26 protein-coding genes are annotated in these 24683 nt (G+C 57.4%); 8 read left to right on the top strand and 18 right to left on the bottom strand.

From position 1 onward, the window contains the following. Positions 1-63: 63 nt before the first annotated feature. Genes ABVF61_RS26345 through ABVF61_RS26335 form a run of 3 tightly spaced genes read right to left on the bottom strand, consistent with a single transcriptional unit; the run spans position 64 to position 3042 of the window. Entirely contained in the window at positions 64-813 is a 750-nt protein-coding gene (locus ABVF61_RS26345; RefSeq protein WP_353996587.1) for a maleate cis-trans isomerase family protein, read from the bottom strand. 11 nt (positions 814-824) lie between these two features. After that, on the bottom strand, positions 825-1967 hold the full coding sequence (locus ABVF61_RS26340; RefSeq protein ID WP_353996586.1) for a M24 family metallopeptidase: 1143 nt from the start codon (positions 1965-1967) through the stop codon (positions 825-827). Beyond that, entirely contained in the window at positions 1960-3042 is a 1083-nt protein-coding gene (locus tag ABVF61_RS26335; RefSeq protein ID WP_353996585.1) for a pyridoxal-phosphate dependent enzyme, read from the bottom strand. Before ABVF61_RS26335 ends, ABVF61_RS26340 begins: the two co-directional genes overlap by 8 nt. A 154-nt stretch (positions 3043-3196) precedes the next feature. Between ABVF61_RS26335 and ABVF61_RS26330 the strand changes: the two genes are divergently transcribed. Continuing rightward, complete coding sequence (locus ABVF61_RS26330) at positions 3197-3529, top strand: ArsR/SmtB family transcription factor (protein WP_353996584.1); 333 nt, start codon at positions 3197-3199, stop codon at positions 3527-3529. 22 nt (positions 3530-3551) lie between these two features. Beyond that, positions 3552-4052 (top strand): arsenate reductase ArsC, encoded by a 501-nt coding sequence (locus tag ABVF61_RS26325; RefSeq protein WP_353996583.1) that lies wholly within the window; start codon positions 3552-3554, stop codon positions 4050-4052. A gap of 7 nt (positions 4053-4059) precedes the next feature. Here the strand turns inward: ABVF61_RS26325 and ABVF61_RS26320 are convergent, their stop codons facing one another. Continuing rightward, complete coding sequence (locus tag ABVF61_RS26320; RefSeq protein WP_353996582.1) at positions 4060-5259, bottom strand: multidrug effflux MFS transporter; 1200 nt, start codon at positions 5257-5259, stop codon at positions 4060-4062. Between the two features lie 229 nt (positions 5260-5488). Between ABVF61_RS26320 and ABVF61_RS26315 the strand changes: the two genes are divergently transcribed. After that, the gene (locus ABVF61_RS26315; RefSeq protein WP_353996581.1) at positions 5489-7708 is read left to right on the top strand and encodes an esterase-like activity of phytase family protein; all 2220 of its coding nucleotides are present in this window, start codon (positions 5489-5491) and stop codon (positions 7706-7708) included. An 85-nt stretch (positions 7709-7793) separates the two neighbouring features. Here the strand turns inward: ABVF61_RS26315 and ABVF61_RS26310 are convergent, their stop codons facing one another. After that, positions 7794-8669, bottom strand: a complete 876-nt coding sequence (locus ABVF61_RS26310) for a LysR family transcriptional regulator (protein WP_353996580.1) — start codon at positions 8667-8669, stop codon at positions 7794-7796. A 148-nt stretch (positions 8670-8817) separates the two neighbouring features. Between ABVF61_RS26310 and ABVF61_RS26305 the strand changes: the two genes are divergently transcribed. After that, positions 8818-9387, top strand: a complete 570-nt coding sequence (locus ABVF61_RS26305) for an NADPH-dependent FMN reductase (protein WP_353996579.1) — start codon at positions 8818-8820, stop codon at positions 9385-9387. Beyond that, positions 9384-9845: a hypothetical protein gene (locus ABVF61_RS26300; protein ID WP_353996578.1), complete on the top strand. Its 462-nt coding sequence runs from the start codon at positions 9384-9386 to the stop codon at positions 9843-9845. The genes ABVF61_RS26305 and ABVF61_RS26300 overlap by 4 nt, the downstream gene beginning before the upstream one ends. A gap of 30 nt (positions 9846-9875) precedes the next feature. Here the strand turns inward: ABVF61_RS26300 and ABVF61_RS26295 are convergent, their stop codons facing one another. Beyond that, positions 9876-10370 carry a cytochrome b gene (locus ABVF61_RS26295; protein WP_353996577.1) on the bottom strand — a complete coding sequence of 165 codons (495 nt, stop codon included), beginning with the start codon at positions 10368-10370 and terminating at the stop codon, positions 9876-9878. After that, entirely contained in the window at positions 10367-10777 is a 411-nt protein-coding gene (locus ABVF61_RS26290) for an antibiotic biosynthesis monooxygenase family protein (protein ID WP_353996576.1), read from the bottom strand. Before ABVF61_RS26290 ends, ABVF61_RS26295 begins: the two co-directional genes overlap by 4 nt. Before the next feature lie 67 nt (positions 10778-10844). Here ABVF61_RS26290 and ABVF61_RS26285 point away from each other — a divergent pair, with 67 nt between their 5' ends. Together ABVF61_RS26285 and ABVF61_RS26280 are read left to right on the top strand one after the other, a co-directional pair. Further along, positions 10845-11294, top strand: a complete 450-nt coding sequence (locus ABVF61_RS26285) for a MarR family winged helix-turn-helix transcriptional regulator (RefSeq protein WP_353996575.1) — start codon at positions 10845-10847, stop codon at positions 11292-11294. Positions 11295-11375: 81 nt separating this feature from the next. Further along, complete coding sequence (locus tag ABVF61_RS26280) at positions 11376-13271, top strand: methyl-accepting chemotaxis protein (protein WP_353996574.1); 1896 nt, start codon at positions 11376-11378, stop codon at positions 13269-13271. A gap of 27 nt (positions 13272-13298) precedes the next feature. On the opposite strand, the gene ABVF61_RS26275 is transcribed toward ABVF61_RS26280, so the two are convergent. Both ABVF61_RS26275 and cysK read right to left on the bottom strand, forming a co-directional pair. Then, positions 13299-15410, bottom strand: a complete 2112-nt coding sequence (locus ABVF61_RS26275; RefSeq protein WP_353996573.1) for a winged helix-turn-helix domain-containing protein — start codon at positions 15408-15410, stop codon at positions 13299-13301. Between the two features lie 195 nt (positions 15411-15605). Further along, positions 15606-16592 carry a cysteine synthase A gene (gene cysK / locus ABVF61_RS26270; protein WP_353996572.1) on the bottom strand — a complete coding sequence of 329 codons (987 nt, stop codon included), beginning with the start codon at positions 16590-16592 and terminating at the stop codon, positions 15606-15608. A 302-nt stretch (positions 16593-16894) separates the two neighbouring features. Here cysK and ABVF61_RS26265 point away from each other — a divergent pair, with 302 nt between their 5' ends. Then, positions 16895-17788: a DMT family transporter gene (locus ABVF61_RS26265; RefSeq protein WP_353996571.1), complete on the top strand. Its 894-nt coding sequence runs from the start codon at positions 16895-16897 to the stop codon at positions 17786-17788. A 29-nt stretch (positions 17789-17817) separates the two neighbouring features. Here the strand turns inward: ABVF61_RS26265 and ABVF61_RS26260 are convergent, their stop codons facing one another. From ABVF61_RS26260 to ABVF61_RS26220, 9 genes are all read right to left on the bottom strand, one after another. Continuing rightward, positions 17818-18207, bottom strand: coding sequence for a VOC family protein (locus ABVF61_RS26260; protein WP_353997323.1), 390 nt, complete (start codon positions 18205-18207; stop codon positions 17818-17820). A 5-nt stretch (positions 18208-18212) separates the two neighbouring features. Further along, positions 18213-18632, bottom strand: a complete 420-nt coding sequence (locus tag ABVF61_RS26255) for a hypothetical protein (protein WP_353996570.1) — start codon at positions 18630-18632, stop codon at positions 18213-18215. Between the two features lie 237 nt (positions 18633-18869). After that, positions 18870-19982, bottom strand: coding sequence for a 3-isopropylmalate dehydrogenase (leuB, locus tag ABVF61_RS26250; protein ID WP_353996569.1), 1113 nt, complete (start codon positions 19980-19982; stop codon positions 18870-18872). Positions 19983-20121: 139 nt separating this feature from the next. Then, entirely contained in the window at positions 20122-20886 is a 765-nt protein-coding gene (locus ABVF61_RS26245) for a sulfite exporter TauE/SafE family protein (RefSeq protein ID WP_353996568.1), read from the bottom strand. Positions 20887-20891: 5 nt separating this feature from the next. After that, positions 20892-21686, bottom strand: coding sequence for an AlbA family DNA-binding domain-containing protein (locus tag ABVF61_RS26240; protein ID WP_353996567.1), 795 nt, complete (start codon positions 21684-21686; stop codon positions 20892-20894). A 265-nt stretch (positions 21687-21951) separates the two neighbouring features. After that, the gene (locus ABVF61_RS26235) at positions 21952-23127 is read right to left on the bottom strand and encodes a M20 aminoacylase family protein (RefSeq protein WP_353996566.1); all 1176 of its coding nucleotides are present in this window, start codon (positions 23125-23127) and stop codon (positions 21952-21954) included. 141 nt (positions 23128-23268) lie between these two features. Continuing rightward, a complete protein-coding gene (locus ABVF61_RS26230; RefSeq protein ID WP_353997322.1) occupies positions 23269-23928 on the bottom strand; it encodes a class I SAM-dependent methyltransferase in 660 nt (219 codons plus the stop codon). 18 nt (positions 23929-23946) lie between these two features. After that, positions 23947-24372 carry an EVE domain-containing protein gene (locus tag ABVF61_RS26225; RefSeq protein WP_353996565.1) on the bottom strand — a complete coding sequence of 142 codons (426 nt, stop codon included), beginning with the start codon at positions 24370-24372 and terminating at the stop codon, positions 23947-23949. Beyond that, positions 24373-24663, bottom strand: a complete 291-nt coding sequence (locus ABVF61_RS26220; RefSeq protein ID WP_353996564.1) for a YciI-like protein — start codon at positions 24661-24663, stop codon at positions 24373-24375. Between the last annotated feature and the right edge of the window lie 20 nt (positions 24664-24683).

Below are 24683 nucleotides of genomic sequence, written 5' to 3'. Positions count from 1 at the left end.
CAAGGAATGCGGTGAAAATCTGTTTTGCGGCTTCTGCCGCCAAACACTGTCATCTCGCTGCGATCATGTTTCGCGGTTGAAGAGCCGTCCTAGCGCCTTGCCGCGGGTGTCGATACCGGCCAGCGTCATCATGTGCCAGGCAAGGGCCACGTTCGAACTGATAACCGGTTTGTTCAGAGCACGTTCGCATGCCTCGATAACGGGAAATGTGCGCAAATTGGTACAGGAAGCGAAGACGGCATCGACTTTTGGATCGTCTCCAATTGCACAGATTGCGTCTTGTACGGATCGCGCTTCGATACGTGCAACCACAGCCTCTTCGGACTGGCCGAATGAGCCGATCTTTGCCGGTTCAAGTCCTTCCCGCCTTAGCAATCCGCATACGGCCTCGGTGACGTTGGCTATATAGGGCGAGACAACGCCGATCCGTTCGACTCCAAATGCCTTCAAAGCGGCGACGACAGCAACAGCCGGGTTTGTCACGGATGCGCCCGGATGAGCCTTCCGGATTGCGGCTTCCACAGCCCCGGACCCGATCACGGTCGAGGCAGATGTGCAGGCATATCCGATAACGTCCAGCGGGCGATGACCAGGCAAAAGTGCCGCCGCGCCAGTCAGGTTTTCCTTCATTCGCATGAGAGTTTCTTCGGTGACTTCCGGATCGCTGGCAATGCGGGAATGGTAGAGAACCACCCCGTCCTGATCGAACAGCGGGCGGAATTCCTTTTCGATCGTTTCATCGGCCTGCAAGACGATCAGACCGAGAGCGGCCTTTTTCCCCAGACCCGTGTCACAGTCGAAATCCAGCCGCACATCGCTCTCCTTCAATCCGGGATCACGGGAATTTCTGCAGAGGCGGGCGTGCTCAAGAACTCGGGCGCACCGGCTCGAATGACAATATTTTCCTCGTGCACCATCATCTTGTCGTCGCGAAGACCAATGCCCGGTTCCAGCGTAAGAACCATGTTCTCCCTGAGTTCCGTGCTGTCAAACGCTGTGATCGACGGCGTCTCAGTCAGCTGCATTCCGAGCCCGTGTCCCAGGCGCCCGACGTTGCCGGGATCTTGGGCAAGAACATCGGTCATTGCCTTGAAGAGATCCGCACAGGTCTTTCCAGGACGCGCGATTGCGGCGGCGGCAGCGACGGCCTGAACCAGTTTTTCGTGCGCTGCTCGAACGTCGTCGGTGGCATGGCCGATTGCGAAGTTCCGGTCGAAGTCGCAGAAATACCCATTCCTGGTCGCGCCGGTATCGAGCATCAAAACGTTACCTTCCGCAAGAGGACGGTCGGTCGGGGGTGAAATAACGTCGTAATAACCCCCCGGACCGGCCCCGCCCACCAGATAGGGCACATCGTCGGCTCCCTGCTGCAGGAGCTCGATTTTGAACTTTCGAAAGGCTTCCCTGAGCGGTTGTCCTTCATGAAACAGGCTTCCGGCATTGGCGAATGCGGCCGAACCGATCCTGCAGATCCGGCGCAGGAGATCGATTTCCTTGTCCGATTTGACCATGCGCAGTTGCATCATCAACGGCGATGCATCTGCAAAAGACGTTTCGGCAAGTTCGGACTGCAACTCTTCAAAGTCCTGCATCGGCATGCGCAGCGAGCTTTCCCGTCCCATCGGCAAGCCGATGCGCCGGTAAGTTTTAAGACTGCTCGCCAGAACCGAGATACCTTCGTCAACAGGATGAGGCGCTGAAAACGTCCGGATATCGTCAATCCAGGTGGACGCCATCAGCGGAGCGCCGATCTCGGGGATGATTGCAATGGGCTTTCCGTCTTGCGGAACGATCAGGAACCATGGCCGGGTCGGGCTTTGCCAGAACAGGGTCCTGAAGCCGGTGAAATAACGCATTTCAGGCTCTGTCGTGAAAAAGAGCGCGTCAAATCCCTCTTTCCGCATTGCATGCTGCGCGCGCTCCAGCCGTCCCTCATATTCGCTTTCTGGGAAGTCCGGTTCAGCCATCTTCCGGCCCTTCCGAGAGATAGCAGAGCACCCTGGAGTCTGCTGTCAGGCCCAGCTCTTCAAAATGACTGCGTGCGTGATGAACAGCGCAGAGACTGGCAGCGCCAGACGGGGTCGTCTTTAGTCCGTTGCCGTCAAGCCAGGCAACAGTCTCTTCCGCTTCGGCGTCCGTGACTGTTGAGAAAATATTTGCTTCTAACGCGAGGTAGCGCAACGCCAGATGAGAGGGTTCCTTGCAATCCAACCGGCCCATGTTTGAAACAGGGCCCGGTGCCAGGACAGGCTTGCCCGCGGATATGCTCGCCAGCAAGGCGGGAGCTGCCTCGGGTTCGACAACGACGATCGTTACGTCCTCGCCCCAGCTCGTGCGTGCGCTCGAAGCACAGGCAGCAGCAAGCCCGCCGACGCCAGCCTGCAGAAAGACGTGGGTTGGTGGTTCGGGGATCTGGCGCGCGATTTCTTCGCCCATTTTCAGGTAGCCCTCCATGACATCGCGTCCCGGCTCCGTCATGCCGGGCCATGTGCTGTCGGATAGAAGGTGCCAGCCGTTTTCGGATGCCTGGCGCTCGGCTTCCGCCATGCTCTCTTCGTAGATCTCGCCCGCGCGGGCGACCCTTGCACCTTTCGCCCGCAGCCTTTCAGCGAAGGCTTCGGGGACTGTATTGGCGACAAAAACAACAGCATCGGCGCCGAAAATGCGGGCTCCTTCCGCAAGCGACAGACCATGATTGCCCGCGCTGGCGCAGACGAAGGTCATGCCTTCCAACGCGGTGTTGGGATCGGTCACTTCGCCGGACTGGATCCTGGTGAATGCCTGTTTTGCAATCGCGTAGGCGGCCCCAAGCGCCTTGAAGCTGCCGAGCCCGAGTCGCGCGCGTTCGTCCTTAATAAACAGCTTATCGATGCCGAGCTCATTTGCGAGTTCGGGGCGGTTCAGAAGTGGAGAGGTTTGAAGGCCGGTAACCTCGGCAAAGAACCCGGATTGCGGACCGAGCGATCTCGAAATGTCTCCGGAAGCGAACTCAGGTTGATCTTCAAGGCCTGTTCCGAGCCATTCATTTTTGATTGTTTTCATTGCGCCCCCTTCACCGTCTCAAGCGGCAGATCAACAGGTTGGAACAAGGAACACAAGGCAAACCGTGCGGATGCCGGTTTCTGAACAAGGATTGTTTTGGCCTGAAGTCGAATCTCATCTTGCAGTGTGTTAATTAATCAATATATCATGATTTATGGATATAAATGATGCTCTCAGCTCGTTCAGTGCGCTGAGTCAGAAAACGCGGCTCGAGGTTTTCCGGTTGTTGATCAATGCGGGGCCGGAAGGAATGAGCGCGGGTGACATCGGAGAAGCACTGAACGTGCGTCAGAATACGATGTCGGCCAACCTGTCGGTGCTCTTGCAAGCCGGTTTGGTGCGCAACGAACGGGAAGGGCGATCGATCAGATACTTTGCGAATCTGGAAGGTATCAGGGATCTACTGACCTATCTCATGGCCGATTGTTGCGGCGGTCATCCGGAACTCTGCGCCCAGGTAATTGAAGCCATCACCTGCAGAAAATAGCAGACAGCACGAGGAGGAAACGATGTCCGAGGGTGTTTACAACGTTCTTTTCCTTTGTACTGGAAACTCGGCCCGGTCGATCATGGCCGAAGCGATCCTCAACAGAGAGGGACAGGGGCGGTTCAAGGCTTTTTCGGCCGGGTCCAATCCTTCTGGCGAGGTGCGTCCGGAAGTGATCGCATTGCTCAAGAAACTGAATTTCAAAACAGACGAGGTGCGTTCGAAAGACTGGAGCGAATTTGCCGACCCGGGCGCACCAGAAATGGATTTCGTATTCACGGTCTGCGACAACGCTGCAAAAGAATCCTGCCCGGTGTGGCCCGGTCAACCTATGTCTGCACACTGGGGTGTTCCGGACCCCGTCAGCGCGGAAGGCAACGAAACAGAGCATCAGGTTGCCTATAACGAAGCCTTCCGGATGCTCAATAACCGGATTTCGATCTTTATGAACCTGCCGATGTCTTCCCTCGACAAGCTCTCACTTCAGGAGAAATTGGAAGAGATCGGCAAGTCGCAGGGCTAAATCTAACTTAGGCGGGCGCCTTCGCCTGCGGTTCAGGACGCAGCGTCAGGAGTGCGAGGACAAAGGCGATCAAGGCACAAGCTGCCACGGCACCGACCAGCGGCAGGGCTGTCCGGTCGAAAAACGGGCTGCAAATGAGGATCATCAGCCCGCCTGCAACCATTTGTAGCGTGCCGCCAAGCGAAGACGCCATGCCGGCATGTTCGCCGTGTTCCTCGAGCGCCATCACCATGGTTGGAGCAATCACAAGGCCAAGGCACGAGTTGCCAAGAAAAAACAGGGCCATCAGGACCAGCAGGTCGTCGAACCCGAGCCAGACCAGCCCGAAGAGTGATGACGTGGCCAACGCAAACCCGCAAACGGCCCAGAAGGCAACGCGGCCCATGCCGTATTTCTGGCCGAGACCGGCGGCAAATTGCGAGGCTGCGAAAAAGCCCACGGCATTGACGGCAAACACCAGCGAGAACCCGGTCGGTGAGAGCGCATACTGGGTCATGTAGACCATCGGTGCCGAGGCGATGAAGACGAAGAAGCTCGCAAGCGCAAAGCCGCCAATCATGGTCAGACCCATGAACCTTGCGTCCTTGATGAGGTAGATTGAGCTGCGGAGAAGCGCTGCCGCATTGATGCGGCTACGCCGGTCGGCAGGCAGCGTTTCCGGCAGCCGCAGCGCGGTCAGGATCATCGCAAGCAGTGCGATCAGGGCCAGGGCGCCGAAGATCATGCGCCAGCTGGCAAGAGATATGATTGCGCTTCCCGTGATTGGCGCCAGCAGGGGCGAAATGCTGATCACGAGCATGACAAGGGCCATCAGCCGCGTCGCTTGAGTGCCGGTGTGCAGGTCCCTGACGACGGCCCGCACAATCACCATTGGGGCCGCGGCACCGAGTGCCTGCACAAACCGGCCGAGCATCATCATTGTGATATCCGTCGCAAAAGCGCAGATCAGCGAACCGGCGATAAAGACCAGAAGTCCCATAAAGATCGGAGGTCTGCGCCCAAGCCAGTCGGCAATGGGGCCATATATGAGCTGCGCAACGCCGAACGCGATGAAGTAGACCGTGAAGGTCATGTGGGCGCCGGCATCATCCGTTCTCAAATCCTCAACGATCTGCGGTGTCGCCGGAAGATAAAGATCGATAGCGAATGGGCCAACGGCAGCCAGCAGTCCAAGGACCAGGGCCGCGCGAACGAATCCGATCTGCATGAGTACATCCAAGAGTGAGGGACGCGCGGTGCGCGCAAGCAATCCAAGCCTGCAACCTGAGAGGAATCACCGATGTTGTCCAGTGTTTTTTAGGGAAACCGCCTGATATCCGGCCGCATTATTTATTCGTGGGGGTGTCATCTAAGCTTCATGGAAATGTCACCGTTCTTGTAATGTGGCCCACTAGCTTGCGCGCACCTCAACCCAAAAAACTGTGGGAGCTAGTGCAATGTCAGACCTTCGCGGACGTTTTTTGAAAAGCGTCAGCCTTTCCGTTCTGGTCGGTCTTGGAGCCGTTTCGGCGGCACAGGCGGATTATTTCGAACGCATCAACACCTACCCCGTCTACAAGACCCTTCCGGACGGTGCGGACAAGGCGACCGAAACCGTTGCAGAAATCATTTATGCCTCCAAAGACGGACGGACGCTGGCATTCACGGACAGCCCGGGCGATTCAATCGTGTTCGTCAATGCTGCTAATCCGCTCAACATTCAGCCGATGGCCCGTGTTGACCTCGGCGGCGAACCGACATCGGTTGCCGTTGGCGACAAGGCGGCCTATGCCGGTGTGAACACCAGCGAAGACTTCATCAATGCGTCCGGTCATCTTGCCGTTATCGCCCTGAACGAAATGGGCGTGACGGCCAAATGCGACGCGAAGGGTCAACCGGACAGCGTTGCTATCTCACCAGACAGAAAATTCGTTGCGATTGCGATCGAAAATGAACGGGACGAGGACCTGAACGACGGTGTCATCCCGCAAATGCCCGCCGGTCATCTCGCCGTATTCGACCTTGACGAAAATGGCGTGCCGACCAATTGCGATGCCGTGCGCATCGTCGACCTGACCGGCCTTGCCGAAGTCGCACCGACCGACCCGGAGCCTGAGTTCGTTTCCATCAATTCCCAGAACCAGGCGGTTGTTACGCTTCAGGAAAACAATCACATCGCCGTTGTTGATCTGGCGAGTGGTGAAGTTGTCGCAAACTTTTCGGCCGGTGCGGCAACCGCCGAAAATGTTCCGGTGAAAAAGGCGCGCATGAGTGATGCTTCCGGGAGCAGTGAGAATGTGCTGCGCGAGCCGGATGCCGTTGCCTGGATCGACGACGAGCGCTTCGTAACCGCCAACGAAGGTGACTACGAGGGCGGTTCTCGCGGTTTCACCATCTGGAGCGCCAAAGGCGACGTCCTTTTCGACAGCGGCAACCAGATGGAACATCTGGGCATGTCCCACGGCCACTACCCCGCCAAACGTGCGCACAAGAAAGGCACTGAACCGGAAGGTGTCGCGGTCGGGTCGTTTGGCGGTGAAACGCTGATCTTCGTCAATTCGGAGCGCGGTAATTTCGTTGCCGTTTACAAGGATACCGGCGGCGCGCCTGAGTTCGTCCAGTTCCTGCCGACCCATGTCGGTCCGGAAGGTCTGCTGGCAATCCCGAGCCGCGACCTCTTCGTCGTCGCCAACGAGGTCGACAGTGCAGAAGACAATGTCCGCTCGCACATTTCGCTCTACAAGTTCGGCGCCGAGACACCTTCCTATCCGTCTGTTGTTTCCGACATGGATCCGGAAAAGGGCGCGCCGATTGGCTGGGGCGCCATTTCCGCGCTGGCGGCTGATCCGTCCGATGCAAACAAGCTCTATGCTGTCAGCGACAGCTTCTATGATGATGCCCGGATCTACACCATGGACATTTCGTCCAAGCCGGCAAAGATCACATCCTACGTGACGGTCACCGGCTTTGATCAGGAGAGGCTCGACCTTGAAGGGATCGCGGTTGCCAGGGACGGCGGCTTCTGGCTGGCTTCCGAAGGCCATCCGAAAAACGAGCGCGAGCATCTGCTTCTGAAAGTCGGAACGGATGGTGTCATCTCGGAACAGGTCACGCTTCCGCAGAGCCTGATCGATCAGGCGAAGCGCTTTTCCTTCGAAGGTGTTACCGAATTCGAGATGAACGGCCAAACCCTGGTGGCTGTTGCCGTTCAGCGCGAGTGGAACGACGACCCGAAGGGGTACACCAAAATCGCGATCTACAACCCGGCGGACAAGTCCTGGGGCTTTGTGCACTATCCGCTCGACGCTCCGAAGAGCGCTGCTGGTGGCTGGGTAGGTCTTTCGGAAATCGTTTCACTGGGCGAGGGTGACTTCGCCGTTCTGGAACGCGACAACAAGGGCGGCGAGAATGCGGCGATCAAGCAGATCACCGTCATCTCTCTGAAGGACGTCGTTCCGGCGGAGCATGGCGAAACGCTTCCGGTTCTGAAGAAGCGCTATGCGATGGACATTCTGCCGGCGATGGCCGAGGGCAAGGGCTGGATACTGGACAAGCCTGAAGGACTGGCTGTCACAGCGGACGGCAAGCTCATCCTCGTGACCGACAACGATGGTGTCGATGATGCTCCGGGCGAAACACAGCTGATCAATCTCGGCCCGGCATCGCGCCTGAACTAAGCCGGCTTCCGGCTCACGAAACTACTACAGAGACCCGGCAGCAATATTCTGCCGGGTCTTTTTGCCTCTTGGAAAGTCAAGCCTCTCAATTGGAGTTTTGGCTGTTGTCTTTTCTGACAAAGCGCAGAAATGCCTGGATTTTCGCGGTTCGGTGAAGATCGACATGCGTTACGATCCAGACATTTGCCGCCCACCTTATCCTGGGCGGCAGGATTTCAACGAGCTCCGACCGGTTCTGAGCTTCGTGTTCAGGCAGGAAACCGAGGCCAAGACCCGCGCACACGGCCTCAAACTGCACCGGTACTTCGCTCGTTTGCAGTGACAGTGAAGTTTGCGGAACGTGCGTGCGCATCCATTTCGAATAGGGGTGCGCCGTCGGACGGCTGACCGTTCCGACGAACTCATGGCCCTCGAATGCCCCGTTCTCCGGATATCCGAAGCGTTCGATATAGTCCCGGCTCGCGTAAAGACCGAAACGGATCTGATAAAACGGAAGAACGACGTAATCGGTGACATCAGGCTTCGGTCCGGCGCGGAACGCGATATGCGCTTCACCGTGTTCGAGCTTTGCAAGTCGTTCTTCCGCGACGAATTCCACGGCTATTTTCGGGTGCGCAATGTGGAATTTCCTGATGGCCGGAATGATCAGTGACGCAATGCCACCGAGAGCTGTAATCGTCAATTCACCTGACAGGAGACCGGCGCGGCTCCGGTTGCGGCCCTCAAGATCTTTGAACATGTCTTCGGCCCGGCTCGCCACTTCAAGCATGTCACGACCCGCGTCGGTGAGGGCGTAGCCGCGGGCATGACGGTGGAAGAGCGTTGTCCCGAGTGCATGTTCCAGCGCTTCAATGTGACGGTTGACAGTCGCGCGATGGACCCCGAGTTCGCTTGCAGCGGCGCTGACGGTGCCTGTTTGAGCAACCAGCATTGCCGTTCGAAGTTCGGTCCAGTGTTTCATCGTCGCAGCCTTTTACTTGTGCGCGCTGATCGCTCATTTGGTGCGCGAAAGCCGCTATTGCGCGCAGCGATGCAGCATAACACCTTATCGCACGGGACAGAACCAGAGCACGTCTTGGGACGTTGCTTAAGGGCGATGAGGTCTAGGAATGCGATTGCTGGCATTTGCGGCGACAAACAGCCGTCAGTCGATAAACCGGCAGCTCGTCGAACTGGCCGCCCTTCAGTTCAAGCGGGATATGCGCACCGATGCGCAGATCGAGTTTCTTGACTTGAATGATTTCGAGATGCCGATTTACTCCGTTGACCGGGAGAAAGAGCGCGGTGTGCCGCTGCCGGCACGCGTCTTTTTTGAAAAAATAGGTAAGGCGGATGCGCTGCTGATCTCGTTCGCGGAACACAACGGATTTGTGACGGCGGCCTGGAAAAACCTCTTCGACTGGATGAGCCGGATAGACACGAAGCTCTGGCAGCACAAGCCCATGGTCATCCTGGCTGCAACGCCGGGACCGAGAGCCGGTGCCAGCGTCTTGCAAAGCCAGGAACTGCTGGCACCCCATTTCGGCGGCATCCTTCGCGGGGCTGCCGGAATAGGCCGATGGGGAGATGCCTATGACCCGGGAGCTGACAAGCTCATCAATGAAGAGGATCGTATCGCGCTCACCTCGGCTTTGGCGGCGATTGCAGAAGAACCCGTTCACGAGAAGGACCCAAAATGAAACCGGAACACAAGATCGCGTTGAAAGTCGCTTCCATCCTCTGGGTGATCTGGGGTGCGGTCCATGTGCTTGCCGCAATCTTGATCATCCCAGTCGACCCTCAAACGGCAATCGGAAACATCGCTGACGCCGTCGACAAGGCGACGCTGGTCGGGGAGTATCCGGAACCCCTGTCCGGCATCCTGTCGCAACATGGCTGGAACCTTGGCTGGTTTGGTGTGACCACAATCATCGGTGCCGTGTTCATCTGGCAAGGCAACATGACGGCGATCTGGGTAACAGCGCTTGTCGGCGGGCTGGCGGATGTCGGTTATTTCGTCTTCATCGATTTGCCCGGTTACGCCAATTTCATTCCTGGAACGCTCATGACACTCGTCTCAGGGTCTGCGGTCCTGCTCAGCGGCTGGGTTTGGGTCGCAAACCGGCGCTTGCAAGCGCCAGGGAGTTCTGCCCCATAAGATCGGCGGGCAATCCTTTACAGACAGGCATCAGGGTTTTTCCAAACTGGCTTCCCGACGCCAATGCCAAAGGGCGGCGGCGACGTGCAGCCCGATGAGACCAGCCAGACATATGGCCGCACCGTGGTGCAGATTGCGCGGCGGCAGTTCGGCGAAAACGCGCAGGTCTACGAGCTTCCCGCTCACGATTACAGGGAACGATCCTGAGAGAGCAATCATCGCGGCTCCGCTTGCCAGAAGGGCAAGCGGGACCAGTCGGAGAAGCCCATGCACCATGTTGGCGCTTACAGCCTGAATTTTGGAATGAACAGGAAATCTTTGTTCTGGAGCGCCTTTCACGAGCCAGAGCAAAACGCGTATCAGTGAAAGAAAACCGGCCAGCGCTCCCAGGCCGATATGAAGTTGCATCGCAATCGGCGAAAGGGTGCCGGAACGTGTCATCAGGAAGCCAGAGCAAAGAGCGGCAAGTCCAAGGACCGCGATGAACCAATGGAGGGTCCGGCTGAAGGATCCTGTCCCGTTCATTTTTCCAGGCCTCCGTCGCTGCGGACGACCTGGAATAGCGCAGCATGAAACACGGTCCCATTCATCTCCTTGCCAAGACTGCTTTGCCGCATTTTCGAAATGGCCGCGTGAAAAGCTTCTGGGCTTTCCCATTTGGCCATATTGATCAGCTGAAACCTGGCACCCGGATCAAGTGCCTGATGCAGACTTGTCGAAATGTAGCCGGGCTGCTGGCGCAGGAAGTTTCTGGCTTTTTCCCAGGAGCCGATCGTTGCATCGATCCGGTCCTTGGGGACCTCAAAGACATTGATCAGCGTGACGGGTTCGCTTTGTGTCAGGTCGTTGGCCATGGCAGGGGCTCCTGAGTGGGTGTTGGTAAGGGCCAGGATCGCGAGAACGAGTGATTTGCTGCGAGTTCGTTTTGTCATGTTTGCCTCATTTATATAGCAAGCTATGTTTAATTATATAGTATGCTATTTATCGTATATGCAAGACATGACGTTCGAAAAAGATTCCTCAGCCGGTTATCTCGCCAACCACATGGCGCGCCTTTTTGCTGCCGGGCTTCATCGGCGGATAAAGCCGCTCGGATTGTCTCCCGGCGTGTTTCCAGCGCTCATCGCGCTTTGGACCAAGGAAGGCCAGACGCAGAAGGCTCTCGTTAAACTGCTGGATATCGAGCAGGCGACACTGGCCAATACGCTGTCACGCATGGAGCGGGACGGACTGATCGTCCGCCGGGCAAGCGAAGACGACGGCCGCGTGCAACAGATCTTCCTGACGGAAAGGGCAAAGTCGCTGGAGAAAGATGCACTGGGTGCAGCGACACTGCAGAATGCGGAAGCTCTTGCGGATTTCACCGAGAATGAAAAAGCACAATTTCTCGAGTTCATGCGCCGCGCTATCGCTGCCATGCAAGGACTTGAAAACAGCGGGAACAAATAAGCGCGGCGTGTTTCGAATTTATTGGTAATTTCAGCTTAGCTTTTCTCTCAATGCGTCCCAATGCGATTCGGGAGATTTCCATTGACCATCCGCAAAAGACTGTTCCTGCTGGTTTTTGTCCTGACCTTGCCGATCGTTGCCTGTGCAGGTTGGATCATCATGTCGGCCTATGACGATCTGGCGCGGGACAGTGCCAAGCTTGCGGGACTTCCGGCACTGGACGCGGTCTGGACATCCTCGGTCATGAAAAGCAGCAACGGATTGCCGGACGGTGTCCTTTCAAACTATCCGCTCTGTGCGCCCGAGAAGCTGCCGGACAACGCGGTCAAAACCCTGTCGGCAGGGCATCGGCTTATTGTCTGCATCGGTGAAAAATCGGGTGTTCGGGCAAACCGCTCACCGGAAGCAAATCTTCTCGCAGGGCTGGTTGCCGGGCAGCTTTCCGATCTCGTTGTGCGCACAAACGCAGTCGTGCGGAACAGCGACAAACTGTCCGAGAAGCAGGAGCTCAGCCATTTCGATACAATGTCTGTGCTGGTCGGTGCGGGGCAGTTCAAGGTTCTCGCAGATGAAATCAGCGGACTGACAAAAGGTGACAACACGGTGCTGTCCGGTGACGGAGAAACACCTTTCGCCAATGCCGCGAAGACATACCGGCAGGCCAGCGGGAAGTTCCAGGGTGCGCTTGCCAAAGTCGCCTCAAAAGTGAGCCAGGGCGCGGATGGCACGACACTTGATCTCGCACCTCTGCGCGAGCGGCACACTGCGTTTCTCGCAGCGATCGACGGCTTGCAAGAGGTCAGTGCCGTTGAGCTTCAAACCCGTCTCGAAGCAATGGTTTCCGGTTCAAAAATCCGGATGTGGGCTGTGGCCGCTGCCCTGGCCGTTGTGTTTGTCATCGCATTCGGTGTGGCGTGGCGCTTCAGCAGTTCCATCCTCTATTGCATTCACTCCCTCAACTGCGGCATTCGCAACCTCGCCGATTCCGATGGGTTGGAAACAGATCTGCCCTTCTCCTATGGACACACGGAAATATCTGAAATCGCGCGGGCCGTCGGTTATTTTCGGGATCGGACGATTGAGCTTACAAAAGAGCGGCAGCGCCTTGAAGGTCAGGCTGCTGCCGAACGCCAGGCGCGCGTCGAAAAACTTATTGAAGACTTTCGTTGCCGCGTGACCGACCTGCTCGAGGATGTCGATAATGCGCTCGGACACATGAAAAACACGTCTTTTACCCTGGAGGACGTCGCGCAGAATGCGGATCAGCGCGCGCGTGCCACGGCAGCTGCGTCTTCGGGCGCATCGGAGAATGTCGATGCGGTCGCGGAGGCGGCAGAAATTCTGGCCAACGATATCGCCGCGATCAGCCGGCGGGCGCAAGATGCCACGGATATCGCACAGGCCGCGAACCAGAATGCCGCGGCTGCCAACGCGGAAATCGAGAGCCTGGCGGAAATTTCAAGATCGATCGGCGAGATCGTGTCGCTCATCAACGCAATTGCCGACCAGACCAATCTCCTCGCGCTCAACGCGACCATTGAAGCAGCACGGGCTGGCGATGCAGGAAAAGGATTTGAGGTGGTCGCCGGTGAAGTGAAGACCCTCGCCGGTCAGACCGCATCTGCGACGGAGCAGATCAGCGAGCAGGTTGCGCAGGTTCAGGGGCGGACAGGCCGTGTTGTGGAGGCAATTGAAAAAATTATTGCCGACATCGGCGAAGTGACGGGCTGTACCACGCAGATTGCCGATGACCTGGAAGCCAGGCGGCAGTCGACTGATACGATCAAAGGGAATGTGCTAGAGGCCGCTGACCAGACACGTTCGGTTGTCGGCGATATGGCGCAGGTTGAAGAAATCGCACAGCAGTCAAGCAGCGCGGCTGCCGATATGGGAAGCCGTACAGGAGATGTTGTTGGCCGCACCGAGGACCTGCGCAAGGAGATCCGCGAGTTCCTGAACGATGTTGCCGCAGCATAGTGATCCAGATCGCGGCCGTTGAACGGATCAACTGGATTCAGCAGTTTCTTTGAGGCCGGCTTTGCGCAGGCCTTCGACATAGGTTTCGATCTGTTCTTCCTTTTTGAGATAGAACAGATGTTTTCGGGCAAAATCGACCGAGAACTCGGGCTTAGATCTTGTCAGGTCAGCAACGGCGCGAGCAGCCTGTTTCTCTTCCCCCAGCAGTCCAAGAGCGGCAACGAGGTGGGCCTGAGCCCAGTATTGCGCGTTCGGGGTCTGCACCGACTTGCGTGCCCAGGAGACTGCTTCCTGAAACTCGCGGCGGAAGAGATGCGCCAGTGAGCGATAGGAATAAAACGCCCACCGGAACGGATCGTGCGGACTGAGCCGGATTGCAATTTCAAACTGCTCGATCGCCTCGTCGAGCCGCCCTTCGTAAGCCAGTGAATCGCCCAGCCCACAATAGGTCACCGCGAGATAGGGGTTCAGATCGACCGCATGTTCGAGCGCGTCGATTGCCAGTTCATATTCGCAACGTGCCAGATAGACCCGTCCGATCGTGAAGAAACTGTTCGCGTCCTGATCGTCCAGTTCCAGCGCGCGCTTGGCGGCCGCCAGGGCTTCGTCCATGCGCTCGTCGTCCGGGGCGGCGTCAAAATAGACCATGCTGAGGACAATGGCGTAGGCCAGTCTCGAATAGGCGCTTGCGAACTCGGGATCGAGCTCGATTGCGCGGCGAAGAAAGTCCTGGCACCTTTGATTGGCGTCGCTTGTGAACTTGTAGAATTCGGCAACACCGAGCTGATAGAGATCCCAAGCCCCCAGGTTTTTGCGGGGCCGCCTTTCCGCCTTCCGTTGTTCGGTCATGCCAAGCTCGGATTCGATACGCGAGGCGACCAGCTCGGTGATTTCGTCCTGCAGATCGAAGATATCCGTCATGTCCCGGTCGAAGCGTTCCGACCACACATTGTTTTCGCTGTCCGCGTCCACCAGCTGAACGGTGGTACGGACCCTCTGACCTGCCTTTCTGACACTGCCGGTTACGATGTAATCGGCACCAAGTTTTTCGCCGATGACCCTGATACCGTCCGATGAATTGCGGAAGGAAAAGCTTGAATTGCGTGCAATCACGGTCAACCAGCGGTTCTTGGAGAGCGCTGTGGTGATGTCCTCGGTGATCCCGTCCGCCAGATAGTCTTCTGAAGGTTCCGTGTTCAGGTTGGCGAACGGCAATATGGCGACGGATGGTTTCATCCTCGCCTGTTTGTAGATGTCCGGCTCCGGTGGTGGTGGATCGTTCCTCACCGGAGGACTGTCCGTTGAAGCCATAGGAGCGACAAATCGAAAGCCGCGGCCGTGGATCGTGCGGATGGTGTGCTGCGAGGTTCCGTCGTCCCCCAGCACCTTCCTGGCCATCTTGATCTGACTGCTCAATGCAGAATCGGAGACAAACCGCTCGCCCCAGAGTTTCGAGAAAATTTCGTCCTTTGTGACGGTTCGCTCGCAATTCTGGGCAAGATAGGAAACCAGATCGAATACCTGGGGTTCCACCGCAACCGTCTCGCCTTTGCAACGCAATTCGAACAGGTCCGGATCAAGCTCAAAATCACCGAACCTGATCCGACCGGATGAGGGCTTCGTTGCGCCGACATCGACGCTATAGGCTTCAATGGGTCGGCTGATGTTCTTCACCTGCTGTTCGCCCAATGGGGTGAAGTGCACCGGAACCCGGCCGCTGACATGGTCGAAAACCTGTTTGGAAAGGACAATCGACCCCGGTCGCGCAATGGTTTCGAGGCGCGCCGCGACGTTGACGCCGTCGCCGTAGATATCGTTACCTTCCACGATCACGTCACCCAGATGAATGCCGATTCGAAGACTTAGTTGCGGCGCGTCGCCATTGCTTCCAGTCGTGCCCGTCAGGTTACGCTGTATCTCAACCGCTGCCTGAAGTGCTCCGACAACGCTGGTAAACTCCGCCAGCGCGCCATCGCCCATCAGTTTGACGATGCGGCCCGAATGGCGCTCAATTGCCGGTTCGATCGTACCGGAGCGGGTATCGTTCAGTTGCCTGAGCGTCCGCTCCTCGTCGCGCTCCATCATCCGGCTGTAGCCGACCACATCCATCGCAACAATTGTTAAAAGTTTTCGGTCCATTTCCGTGCTCTCAATGAATTGGCTGAATGCAATGAAGCGTAATATTTCCTGTAGTATTCACTGTGATGATGGTTTGGTCGAAGTCTATACTTCGGTGTTCCTGATGCCGGTTTTCTTACGGAAGAGTTTCGCTTTATCTGACGTAATGTCAAACCGGCAGTCAGGATCTCATTGCTTAATTTTTGAGCTTTGTTGTTAATCTTCAAGGCCCTGGAAGAGGGCGGTCGACAGATAACGTTCGGCAAAACTCGGCAGAATGGTCACGACTGTTCGGCCCTTCATGCGGTCCCGCCGCGCAACGCGGAGCGCGCAGCAAAGCGCGGCACCGGAAGAGATCCCTCCCGGAATCCCTTCTTGAATCGCCAAGGTCCGCGCCGTTTCCATGGCGTCCTCGTTGCTGACCGTCATGACCTCGTCGATGAGGTCGGTGCGCAGGACGTCCGGAACAAACCCGGCGCCTATGCCCTGGATCATGTGCGGAGAATGCGTTCCGCCGGAAAGTACCGGGCTGTTTTCCGGTTCGACGGCAACGATCCTGACCTCGGGGTTGCGGGCCTTCAGCACCTCGCCGACACCGGTCAATGTGCCGCCGGTGCCAACGCCGAGAACGACGGCGTCGACCACGCCATCGGTGTCGCACCAGATTTCCTCGGCTGTCGTCTTACGGTGAACATTCGGATTTGCCGGATGTCCGAATTGCCAGGGCATCACGGCCTTGTCTGTGTTGGAAATGATTTCCTTTGCCTTTTCGATGGCAGCGCTGATCCCCTTTTCGCGAGGTGTCAGCACAAGTTCTGCGCCAAAAAACTTCATCATCTTGCGCCGCTCGACGGAGAAGCTGTCCGGCATGGTCAAAATGCAGCGGTATCCTTTTGCGGCACAGGCAAATGCCAGGCCGATACCAGTGTTGCCGGACGTCGGTTCGACGATCACGCTGCCCGGGCCGATCGTTCCGTCGGCTTCCATGGCTTCGAGCATCGCGACCGCTATCCTGTCCTTGACGCTCGAAACGGGATTGAAGAATTCGAGTTTTGCGAGAACCTCGGCCTTGCAGCCGGTTTCGCTGGCCATGCGGCCAATGCGCACGAGCGGCGTGTTCCCAATCGTTTCCAGCAGACTGTTATAGACACGTCCCCTGCCGGGCCGGTCGAACGTCAGTCGGGATCCAGGTTGATGTTGCATGCATATATCCTTCACTTGGCTGTACTTGGTGCCATGCAAATCAGATAGCCGGGTGGTGGATGCAGCGCTTGGACCTCTCCTGGAGAGAGCGTGGAGATTTCATGAAGAGATGCTGGATTCGCACACTCCCGGCCAATTTCCAGCGGTCAAGTTGCGAGCGCGCAGCAATCGGTTGCATTCGGGCCGAATGGCTTTATTGAGGAGCCAAGTCTCTTTTTCCGGAACTGTCAGGGGTGGCAAACACCGGCTTGCGCGGGAAAATTCCTACTATCGCGGTGCATGTTCAGAAGGTGGACAGCAATTTGAACAGTCAGTCCTCGTTCGTTCCGAACCGCAATCTCGGAATCGCGAGCGCCATTGGTGTCCTCTTTATCTGGTCCGGCTTCATCGTCTTCTCGCGGGCGGGCGTAACGACCAGCCTGACACCGTCCGACATGACAGGGCTCAGGTTTCTGGTGGCCGGATCCATTACGCTTCCGTTCCTTTTCAAATGGTGGCCGCGGCATCTTCCCTGGCACGCCGTTTGTCTGATGTCTTTTTGCGGGCCCGGCGCTTTCTATTCAATGCTGATGTACTGGGGGCTGAACGAGGCGTCGGCGGCCTATGCCGGTGTTTTTGCGAACGGAGCTCTTCCTATTTTCACGGTCATTCTGGTGGGGGTTTTTGCGGCGACCTTGCCGGACAGGAGACAAATCATCGGAATTACCGTGATCGTTGCGGGCGCGGTCCTTTTGGGGAGTGCGGGCTTCCTCACCAGCGGCAAGAATGTGGCCGTCGGAATAGGTCTGTTCCTAAGCGCGTCCGCGGTGCTTTCGGTCTATATTTTCGGTGTTCGGCAATGGCAGGTGACACCGCGTCAGGCGCTTGTTCTCGTCAACGTGCCGAACGCACTCCTGTTCGTGCCGATCTGGCTGTTCCTGCTTCCGTCCGGCCTGGAAGACACCAGCATGGCAATGATTGCGTTTCAGGCGGCCTATCAGGGGCTGGGTCCCGGCTTCGTCGCCGTCATTCTCTTTGCCTTGGCTGCAACGCATCTTGGGCCGACGGCAACCGCCGGGTTTTCCGCCGCCGTGCCGGCATCAGCCGCCGTATTGGCGATCCCGGTCCTTGGTGAGATCCCCGATATCCGGGAGTGGATCGGGATTGTGATCGTCACGGTTGGCTTGTCCCTGCTCGTGATGAAACGCAGCGAATAAGCAAGTGTTTCAGCATGGATTGCCGCCGGTCAGGCGTGTTCGATCAGATCCCAGTTGTTGCCGAACGGGTCCTGGAAGACAGCCACCTTGCCGTATGCTTCTTCGCGCGGAGCTTCCAGAAAGACGACACCGTTTGAGACCATGGCCGCATGATCACGGTCAAAATCATCGGTGTTGAGAAACAGGAACACGCGCCCACCAGCCTGGTTGCCAATGGCGGTGGCCTGTTCGTCATCGTCGGCTTTTGCCAAAAGCAGGCGCGTTTCAGCGCTGCCTCTGGGTGCGACGAGCACCCAGCGTTTGGTCTCGCTGAGCTGTGTGTCTTCAACAAGATTGAAGCCGAGCTTCCCGACATAGAAGGCAATCGCCGTGTCGTAATCCGGCACGACAAGCGCGACGGCACCGATCATCTGTTTCATTTCGCTCACTGTGCCTTGCGATAGACGGATGTGTTGGTGAAGCTTGCAACGTCGACTAGGTGAACGGTCTGGGTGACCGTCAGCGTCCGGCCATCCTCGGAGAGCTCCCGGTCTGCTTTCATGATCGTCAGACCTCCGCGCCGAGCTTCGGACACCAGGTTCCGGTCGCCCTGGAATACCAGCCGCATGGCATCGACGAGGCCGCTTTTGCCGAGCTTGACTTCCGGACCGTCCGGGACGGCCTCGAACGTATCGCTGCTGTCTTCACCCTCAGCCGAGATCTGGCTCATGGTGAAGCTCACCATGCCGAAATTGTCTTCAATCCGAAGCGTCGCACTTTGCGGCGGGTCTCCCTGCTCGAACTCGCTTTCGTCCGCGTCGAGGATCCAGGTGCCAAGAAAGGGGGCGATTTTGTCGTCGATCATGTGAGCGGCCTTGGCTCGGTGTGAATGCGTGCCGGCGATTTTGTACCCGGCAACAAACTGACCATCGTCTTCCCGGACGCTGCGTTGCGGAGATCCGGGAATGGCGGGTCGAAGGTGACGGGCGCTCCGATCCCTGCGCGCTTTACACGTGACCGGGATGACGAAGATAGCTCGTGCCAACAGAATAACCGCCCCCGGAATACCCGCGGGCGGTTTGATTTGCAATCAATGCGCGGTTCAGGCGGTCAAAGCGTTCAGCTCGGCAACGATGACATCACCCATCTCGGCAGTGGTGACGATCTTGTCGCCGTCCTTGGCAATGTCCTTTGTCCGCAGACCTTTTTCCAAGGCTGCTTCGATCGCCTTTTCAACCTTGTCGGCGGCTTCGATCTCTTCAAAAGAGTAGCGCAGCGCCATGGCGAAACTTGCGATCATCGCGATCGGGTTGGCAGCGCCTGTTCCAGCAATATCCGGGGCCGAACCATGAACCGGCTCATAAAGTGCCTTGCGTTTCCCGGTAACCGGGTCCGGCGCGCCCAGGGACGCGGATGGTAGCATGCCGAGGGAACCGGTGAGCATGGCGGCGACGTCGGACAGCATGTCCCCGAAGAGGTTGTCGGTGACGATCACGTCGAACTGCTTCGGCCAGCGCACCAGCTGCATGCCGCCGGCATCGGCAAGCATGTGTTCCAGCTCGACATCGTTGTAGCCTGCCTGATGCGTGTCGGTGACGACCTCGTTCCACAGCACGCCGGACTTCATCACGTTCCGTTTTTCCATGGACGTGACTTTGTTGTTGCGGGTGCGGGCGAGTTCGAAGGCCACCTTGGAAATGCGCTCGATTTCATAGGTGTCGTAGATCTGGGTGTCGATGCCGCGCTTCTGGCCGTTGCCAAGATCGGTGATTTCCTTCGGTTCGCCGAAATAGACACCGCCGGTCAGTTCGCGGACGATCAGGATATCGAGGCCTTCAACCACTTCAGGCTTGAGAGAAGACGCATCCGCGAGCGCCGGGTAGCATATCGCCGGACGCAGGTTCGCGAAAAGCTGCATTTCCTTGCGAAGGCGCAGAAGTCCGGCCTCAGGGCGGACATCGTAAGGAACCTTGTCCCACTTGGGCCCGCCGACGGCGCCGAAGATCACGGCGTCGACTTCCAGTGCCTTGGCCATGTCCTCGTCGGAAATAGCCTGTCCATGCTTGTCATAGGCCGCGCCGCCGACATGACCTTCGGTGGTTTCAAAAGACATATCGCTGTTCTGGTTGAACCAGTCGATTACCTTTTCCACTTCCTTCATGATTTCAGCGCCAATGCCGTCGCCCGGCAGAAGTAGAAGACTGTGAGAGGCCATGGGCGTTCCATCCTGCATTATTGAAAACTGTTCGCGCTGAGTTACCGCGCCTTGCCTTGTCTTTCAAGGCAAAGCCAGTTGCGATTTACTCAAGAGACGCTGCCGGTTCGGTCAAGCATGACCTGATTGACGGCGTCTTTCAGATCAAACCTCGAACAGCCTGCCACAGAAGGTTGAGCGCCAAAGCCGTCATGACCCATTTGAATCCGGTCTTGAAGGTCGCTTCATTCATTTTTCCAAGCAGCTTCGAGCCGGCCAGTGTTCCCAGAAATCCGCTCAGGATCATCGCGAGGATCAGGCCGGCCCAGGGTGCGAATGCGAAGCCGAGCGCACCGAAGGCAATGATCTTGAAAACATGCATGACGAGGGCTGTCACAGCCTGGTTTGCGACGAAGCCGTGACGGGTGAGGCCAAGGGTCGACAGTACCGCGCCGCCAATGGGGCCTGCAGCGCCAAAAAACATGGAAAGAAATGTAGACGCAAAACCGGCCGCAGCCATTGCGCGTTTCTGGGCCTTGCCGAATTTTGGTGGTCTGCCCCAGACGACCCACAAGACGAACGCGCCGATCCCGGCTCTGAGCGCAGCAGATGGCAGTTCCACCGCTATCGCACCGCCAATGCCTGCGCCAAAAATTGCGCCTGCGGTGAACCACGCGACGATCAGCCAGTCGACATGTTTCAACTGAACCAGAGCGCGGCCGCCGTTTGATCCGATCTGCACGACACCGTGAACCGGGACGAGCGCGCTCGTTGGCATCAATGTGGCCATCACCGCAATCAGGGCAATGCCACCTCCCAGTCCGACTGCCGCGGTGAGGGCGGACGTGAAGAAACTCGCGACCACCAGAACGCAGGTCGCAATGAAGCCGAGTTGCTCGGGAATGATCGTTGTCAGAAAGTCCATCAGGGTCAGGCCCAGCGCGATCTGGCGTAGTTCAATGCCTCGCGGACGTCGAGCTGGCGGGTTGAATTGCCGCTTCTAACATAAAAGACGGATGACCTGCCTTCTTCCATATAGACCGCGCGGGGCGCCGGCCGGATGATGATCATTGCAACATCCTTTTCGTCGACTCTCGCGAAAACAGTATGAATGGACGGACAAAGATCACCGCCGAGGTTCTTGGATACAATGTCATTGATGGTGCGCTCGAAGGAATCGAGGTCAGGGCTTTTCAGTGTCGAGAGGTCCTTGTCGAGACCGAGCGGTTTGCCGTCGTCGTCGACACCGACCAGCAAGTGGCCGCCGTCTGTGTTGAAAAAACCGGCAATCGTCTTGGCTATGACCTTTTCCAGGCCCCTGTTGATGCGGTCTTCTTTTACGTCCCAGCGGAGGGTTGATTTGAACTCGACGGTATCCGTTTCCCCGCGTTTCATAAGATCCGGGATCACGGTGGTCTGTTCGTCGCGCAGAGACTGGTAGGCCTGCGAAGCCCGCAGGTAGTTTCGGCTGAAAACTCCGAAAGCCAGTCCGACAATCGCGCCGACAAGCGTATAGGCAATCGCGACGTCGAGGTGCCGCGGTAACAAGACCAGCCACAAGCGGGCCGACAGAAACTCCAGAACATTTGGTGCGGTGTCAGAAAAGCGGGACAGTTCCCACCAAACCACAACCAGGTTCAGCGGGTGGATGACAAACACGCCCACAAACGCACCGACCAGCACATAGGTGGCCAGGAAGGAGAGTTTGAAAGGGGAAAGTGCCATTGCGAAACGCCCAAAAGAAAAGCCGGTCGGAACCGGCCTCAGTCATATAGCGAATCCCCGCTGACGTCATCCCGTTGAAAGCCGGTCATGAAAACCACTGACGGCGACCCCCTTGTCGCAGGTCCATCACATTGACAATTGTCGCTAGGGATAAAACGACCCGGCCTTGCCGCCTCGACACCACACCGGGACGCTAACTCCGGAAGACTGTTTTCGATCAGATCATTGACTTGCCAAGGGCTAAAAAACCTGCTGTCGGTTTTAGTCAGGCGGCCTTCGCCGGAAGGGCTGTCTCCACGAGTTTTACCCAGTACGAGCAGCCGACCGGGATGAGCTCATCGTTGAAGTCATATTCGGGGTGGTGCAGACCGGCGCTGTTGCCGTTGCCTGCAAAGATGAAAGCACCGGGCCGTTCTTCAAGCATGTAGGAGAAGTCTTCCCCGCCCATCATAGGTTCAATGTTCCGGTTCACCTTGCCATCGCCTGCAATGCCTTCGGCGATAGCTGCGGCGAAATCGGTCTGTTCGTCGTGATTTGACGTGACCGGGTATCCGCGCCGGAACTGGAGTTCCGCCCTGGCGTCAAATGCCTCAGCAATCGACTTGACGATGTTGCCCATGCGCTGTTCGGCGAGATCGCGCATTTCCGGGTTCAGGCTTCTGACAGTGCCACGCAGAACGGCTTCCTGCGGGATCACGTTAAACGCGTTGCCGGCATTAAACACGGTAACGGAGACCACGACGGAATCGAGCGGGTCCGCGTTGCGGCTTGCGATCGTCTGCAGAACAGACACCATTTTTGAGCCGACAATAACCGGATCGATGGTCTGATGCGGCTTGGCTGCATGTCCGCCCTTGCCGGTGATGGTGATACGGAACTCGTCGGTTGCGGCCATGATCGGCCCCTTGCGGATCGCAAACTCGCCGACCGGCATGCCGGGATAATTATGCATCCCGTAGACTTCGTCCATGGGCCAGCGGGTCATCAGGCCGTCATCGATCATGGCCTTCGCACCCGCACCGCCCTCTTCCGCCGGCTGGAAAATCACAACCACCGTGCCGTCGAAGTTCCGCGTCTCAGACAGATATTTCGCTGCACCCAGCAACATGGCTGTATGACCGTCATGGCCGCACGCATGCATTTTTCCGGAGACCTTGGAGGCGTAAGGTTTTTTGGTTTCCTCTTCGATTGGAAGCGCGTCCATGTCCGCACGCAGACCAACCGCTTTGCCTGCGCCGCCGTTCCGGCCCTTGATCACGCCCACGACACCGGTTTTGCCGATCCCGGTCGTGACCTCGTCCACGCCAAAACTCTCCAGCAACTCAGCGACTTTTCCAGCCGTTCTGACTGTTTCATAGAGAATTTCCGGATTTTCGTGGAAATCGCGGCGCCAGACGGTGATCTCGTCAGCCAGATCAGCAAGGCGGTTAACGATGGGCATGAAGAACTCCTGAAAATACGGCGAGGTGACTTTGAGCGGCTAACCTATCGCAAGAACGGCAAAGGGGAAGGCCCGGCAGGTGAAACTTTTGATTTTTTCCGCAGTTTGCAAAATTACTGCGCGAAATTGTCCAAAACAGGATCAGGTTTCCCGGACACGGTAGATGCGGGTTCTTTTGATCTCGTTGTCTTCCAGAGCGCCGATGACCTTGACCGAATAGTCCGCCAGTTCGACAAGCCGTTCGCGGGGCAGGTAGGATCGACCGGGATCGCCAACAAACACGCTGATATCCGCCGCGTTGAGGCGGTCAACAAACCCAACAACCTTTTCGGCCATCTGCTTGTCGTAGAAAACGTCTCCGCAAAAGACAACGTCGACGTCAGGCAAGGGCTCTGACGTGATGTCGGCGGCCTGTCGTGTAAGATCGACGCCGTTCAAAGAGGCATTCAGGCGTGTCGCCTCCAGCGCAAACGGATCAATATCAACGGCGTGGCAACTTCGCGCGCCTGCCTTCATTGCGGCAATGCCGACAAGTCCTGATCCACAAGCGAAGTCCAGAACCGCTTTGCCGGCAACAAGCTCAGGCGTGTCCAGTATATAACGCGCCAGGCCCTGGCCACCCGCCCAGGCGAACGCCCAAAACGGAGGTGGGAGCCCAAGTTCTCCCAGCTCCTCTTCGGTTTTTTGCCAGAGCTCCATCGCCTCGTCGGCAACATGAAGACTTATCTCCTCAGCGTGCGGTACCGGCTTGATCCGTGTTTCCCGCAAGATGAATTCGCAAGGGTCTTCGATGACCGGCATGGCTTTCACAGGGCCTTCTCAGGCAGGTTTTTTCAGTCCGCCCATCTTGCAGACGATCTTCCATTCATTTTCTGTGACCGGTTGGACGGACAGGCGTGTGTTTGCAACCAGCGCCATCTTTTCCAGGCTCGGTTCAGCCTTGACGTCGGCAAGGGTGACCGGCTTTGGCACATCGCAGACGGCTTTGAAATCGACACATTCCCAACGCGGGTCATCCGTGGTGGTGTCCTGATGGATTTCGCTGCACACCTCCACGATACCGACAACTTCCTTGCCGATATTGGAGTGATAAAAGAAAGCCTTGTCGCCGATTTCCATGGCCCGCATGTTGTTGCGCGCCTGGTAGTTCCTGATGCCGTCCCATTGTTCTCCGGCATCCCCCTTGGCCTTTTGCTGCTCCCAGGACCATTTGTCCGGTTCGGATTTGATCAGCCAGTACTGCACTTAAGCAACCTCCGGGTTCTTGATCACCCAGTTCCAAGGGCGAATCTCGACGCTTTCGAACAGATCAGCCTTGGCGTAGGGATCTTCCTGAGAGATGGCAAGCGCCTCGTCCCGGTTCGCTGCCTCGATGACGACCAGCGATCCCGTCATGTTGCCGTCGTCGTCCAGGAACGGTCCGGCAGCCTTGAGCCCGTTGCCGAGGCTCTTCAGAAACGCGATATGGTCGTTGCGATTGTCGAGTCGCGTTTGTAGTGCACCGGGCTTGTCGGTGCAGATCAAGGCATAGAGCATGAATGAGATCCCTGGTTGAA

This window comes from Roseibium sp. HPY-6, from assembly GCF_040530035.1.
GTDB lineage: Bacteria > Pseudomonadota > Alphaproteobacteria > Rhizobiales > Stappiaceae > Roseibium.
The sequence above is the reverse complement of the archived record's forward strand: the minus strand, read 5'-3'. Positions and strand labels throughout refer to the sequence as shown.

What these genes read in the sequence shown, in the direction of transcription:
- ABVF61_RS26275 (WP_353996573.1), bottom strand. Translation starts at nt 15,410, where the DNA reads ATGGACCGAAAACTTTTAACAATTGTTGCGATGGATGTGGTCGGCTAC.
- ABVF61_RS26330 (WP_353996584.1), top strand. Translation starts at nt 3,197, where the DNA reads ATGGATATAAATGATGCTCTCAGCTCGTTCAGTGCGCTGAGTCAGAAA.
- ABVF61_RS26305 (WP_353996579.1), top strand. Translation starts at nt 8,818, where the DNA reads ATGCGATTGCTGGCATTTGCGGCGACAAACAGCCGTCAGTCGATAAAC.
- ABVF61_RS26255 (WP_353996570.1), bottom strand. Translation starts at nt 18,632, where the DNA reads ATGATCGACGACAAAATCGCCCCCTTTCTTGGCACCTGGATCCTCGAC.
- ABVF61_RS26240 (WP_353996567.1), bottom strand. Translation starts at nt 21,686, where the DNA reads ATGGCACTTTCCCCTTTCAAACTCTCCTTCCTGGCCACCTATGTGCTG.
- ABVF61_RS26295 (WP_353996577.1), bottom strand. Translation starts at nt 10,370, where the DNA reads ATGAACGGGACAGGATCCTTCAGCCGGACCCTCCATTGGTTCATCGCG.
- ABVF61_RS26310 (WP_353996580.1), bottom strand. Translation starts at nt 8,669, where the DNA reads ATGAAACACTGGACCGAACTTCGAACGGCAATGCTGGTTGCTCAAACA.
- ABVF61_RS26230 (WP_353997322.1), bottom strand. Translation starts at nt 23,928, where the DNA reads ATGCCGGTCATCGAAGACCCTTGCGAATTCATCTTGCGGGAAACACGG.
- ABVF61_RS26285 (WP_353996575.1), top strand. Translation starts at nt 10,845, where the DNA reads ATGACGTTCGAAAAAGATTCCTCAGCCGGTTATCTCGCCAACCACATG.
- ABVF61_RS26300 (WP_353996578.1), top strand. Translation starts at nt 9,384, where the DNA reads ATGAAACCGGAACACAAGATCGCGTTGAAAGTCGCTTCCATCCTCTGG.
- leuB (WP_353996569.1), bottom strand. Translation starts at nt 19,982, where the DNA reads ATGGCCTCTCACAGTCTTCTACTTCTGCCGGGCGACGGCATTGGCGCT.
- ABVF61_RS26220 (WP_353996564.1), bottom strand. Translation starts at nt 24,663, where the DNA reads ATGCTCTATGCCTTGATCTGCACCGACAAGCCCGGTGCACTACAAACG.
- ABVF61_RS26340 (WP_353996586.1), bottom strand. Translation starts at nt 1,967, where the DNA reads ATGGCTGAACCGGACTTCCCAGAAAGCGAATATGAGGGACGGCTGGAG.
- ABVF61_RS26290 (WP_353996576.1), bottom strand. Translation starts at nt 10,777, where the DNA reads ATGACAAAACGAACTCGCAGCAAATCACTCGTTCTCGCGATCCTGGCC.
- ABVF61_RS26260 (WP_353997323.1), bottom strand. Translation starts at nt 18,207, where the DNA reads ATGAAACAGATGATCGGTGCCGTCGCGCTTGTCGTGCCGGATTACGAC.
- ABVF61_RS26325 (WP_353996583.1), top strand. Translation starts at nt 3,552, where the DNA reads ATGTCCGAGGGTGTTTACAACGTTCTTTTCCTTTGTACTGGAAACTCG.
- cysK (WP_353996572.1), bottom strand. Translation starts at nt 16,592, where the DNA reads ATGCAACATCAACCTGGATCCCGACTGACGTTCGACCGGCCCGGCAGG.
- ABVF61_RS26315 (WP_353996581.1), top strand. Translation starts at nt 5,489, where the DNA reads ATGTCAGACCTTCGCGGACGTTTTTTGAAAAGCGTCAGCCTTTCCGTT.
- ABVF61_RS26320 (WP_353996582.1), bottom strand. Translation starts at nt 5,259, where the DNA reads ATGCAGATCGGATTCGTTCGCGCGGCCCTGGTCCTTGGACTGCTGGCT.
- ABVF61_RS26245 (WP_353996568.1), bottom strand. Translation starts at nt 20,886, where the DNA reads ATGGACTTTCTGACAACGATCATTCCCGAGCAACTCGGCTTCATTGCG.
- ABVF61_RS26235 (WP_353996566.1), bottom strand. Translation starts at nt 23,127, where the DNA reads ATGCCCATCGTTAACCGCCTTGCTGATCTGGCTGACGAGATCACCGTC.
- ABVF61_RS26335 (WP_353996585.1), bottom strand. Translation starts at nt 3,042, where the DNA reads ATGAAAACAATCAAAAATGAATGGCTCGGAACAGGCCTTGAAGATCAA.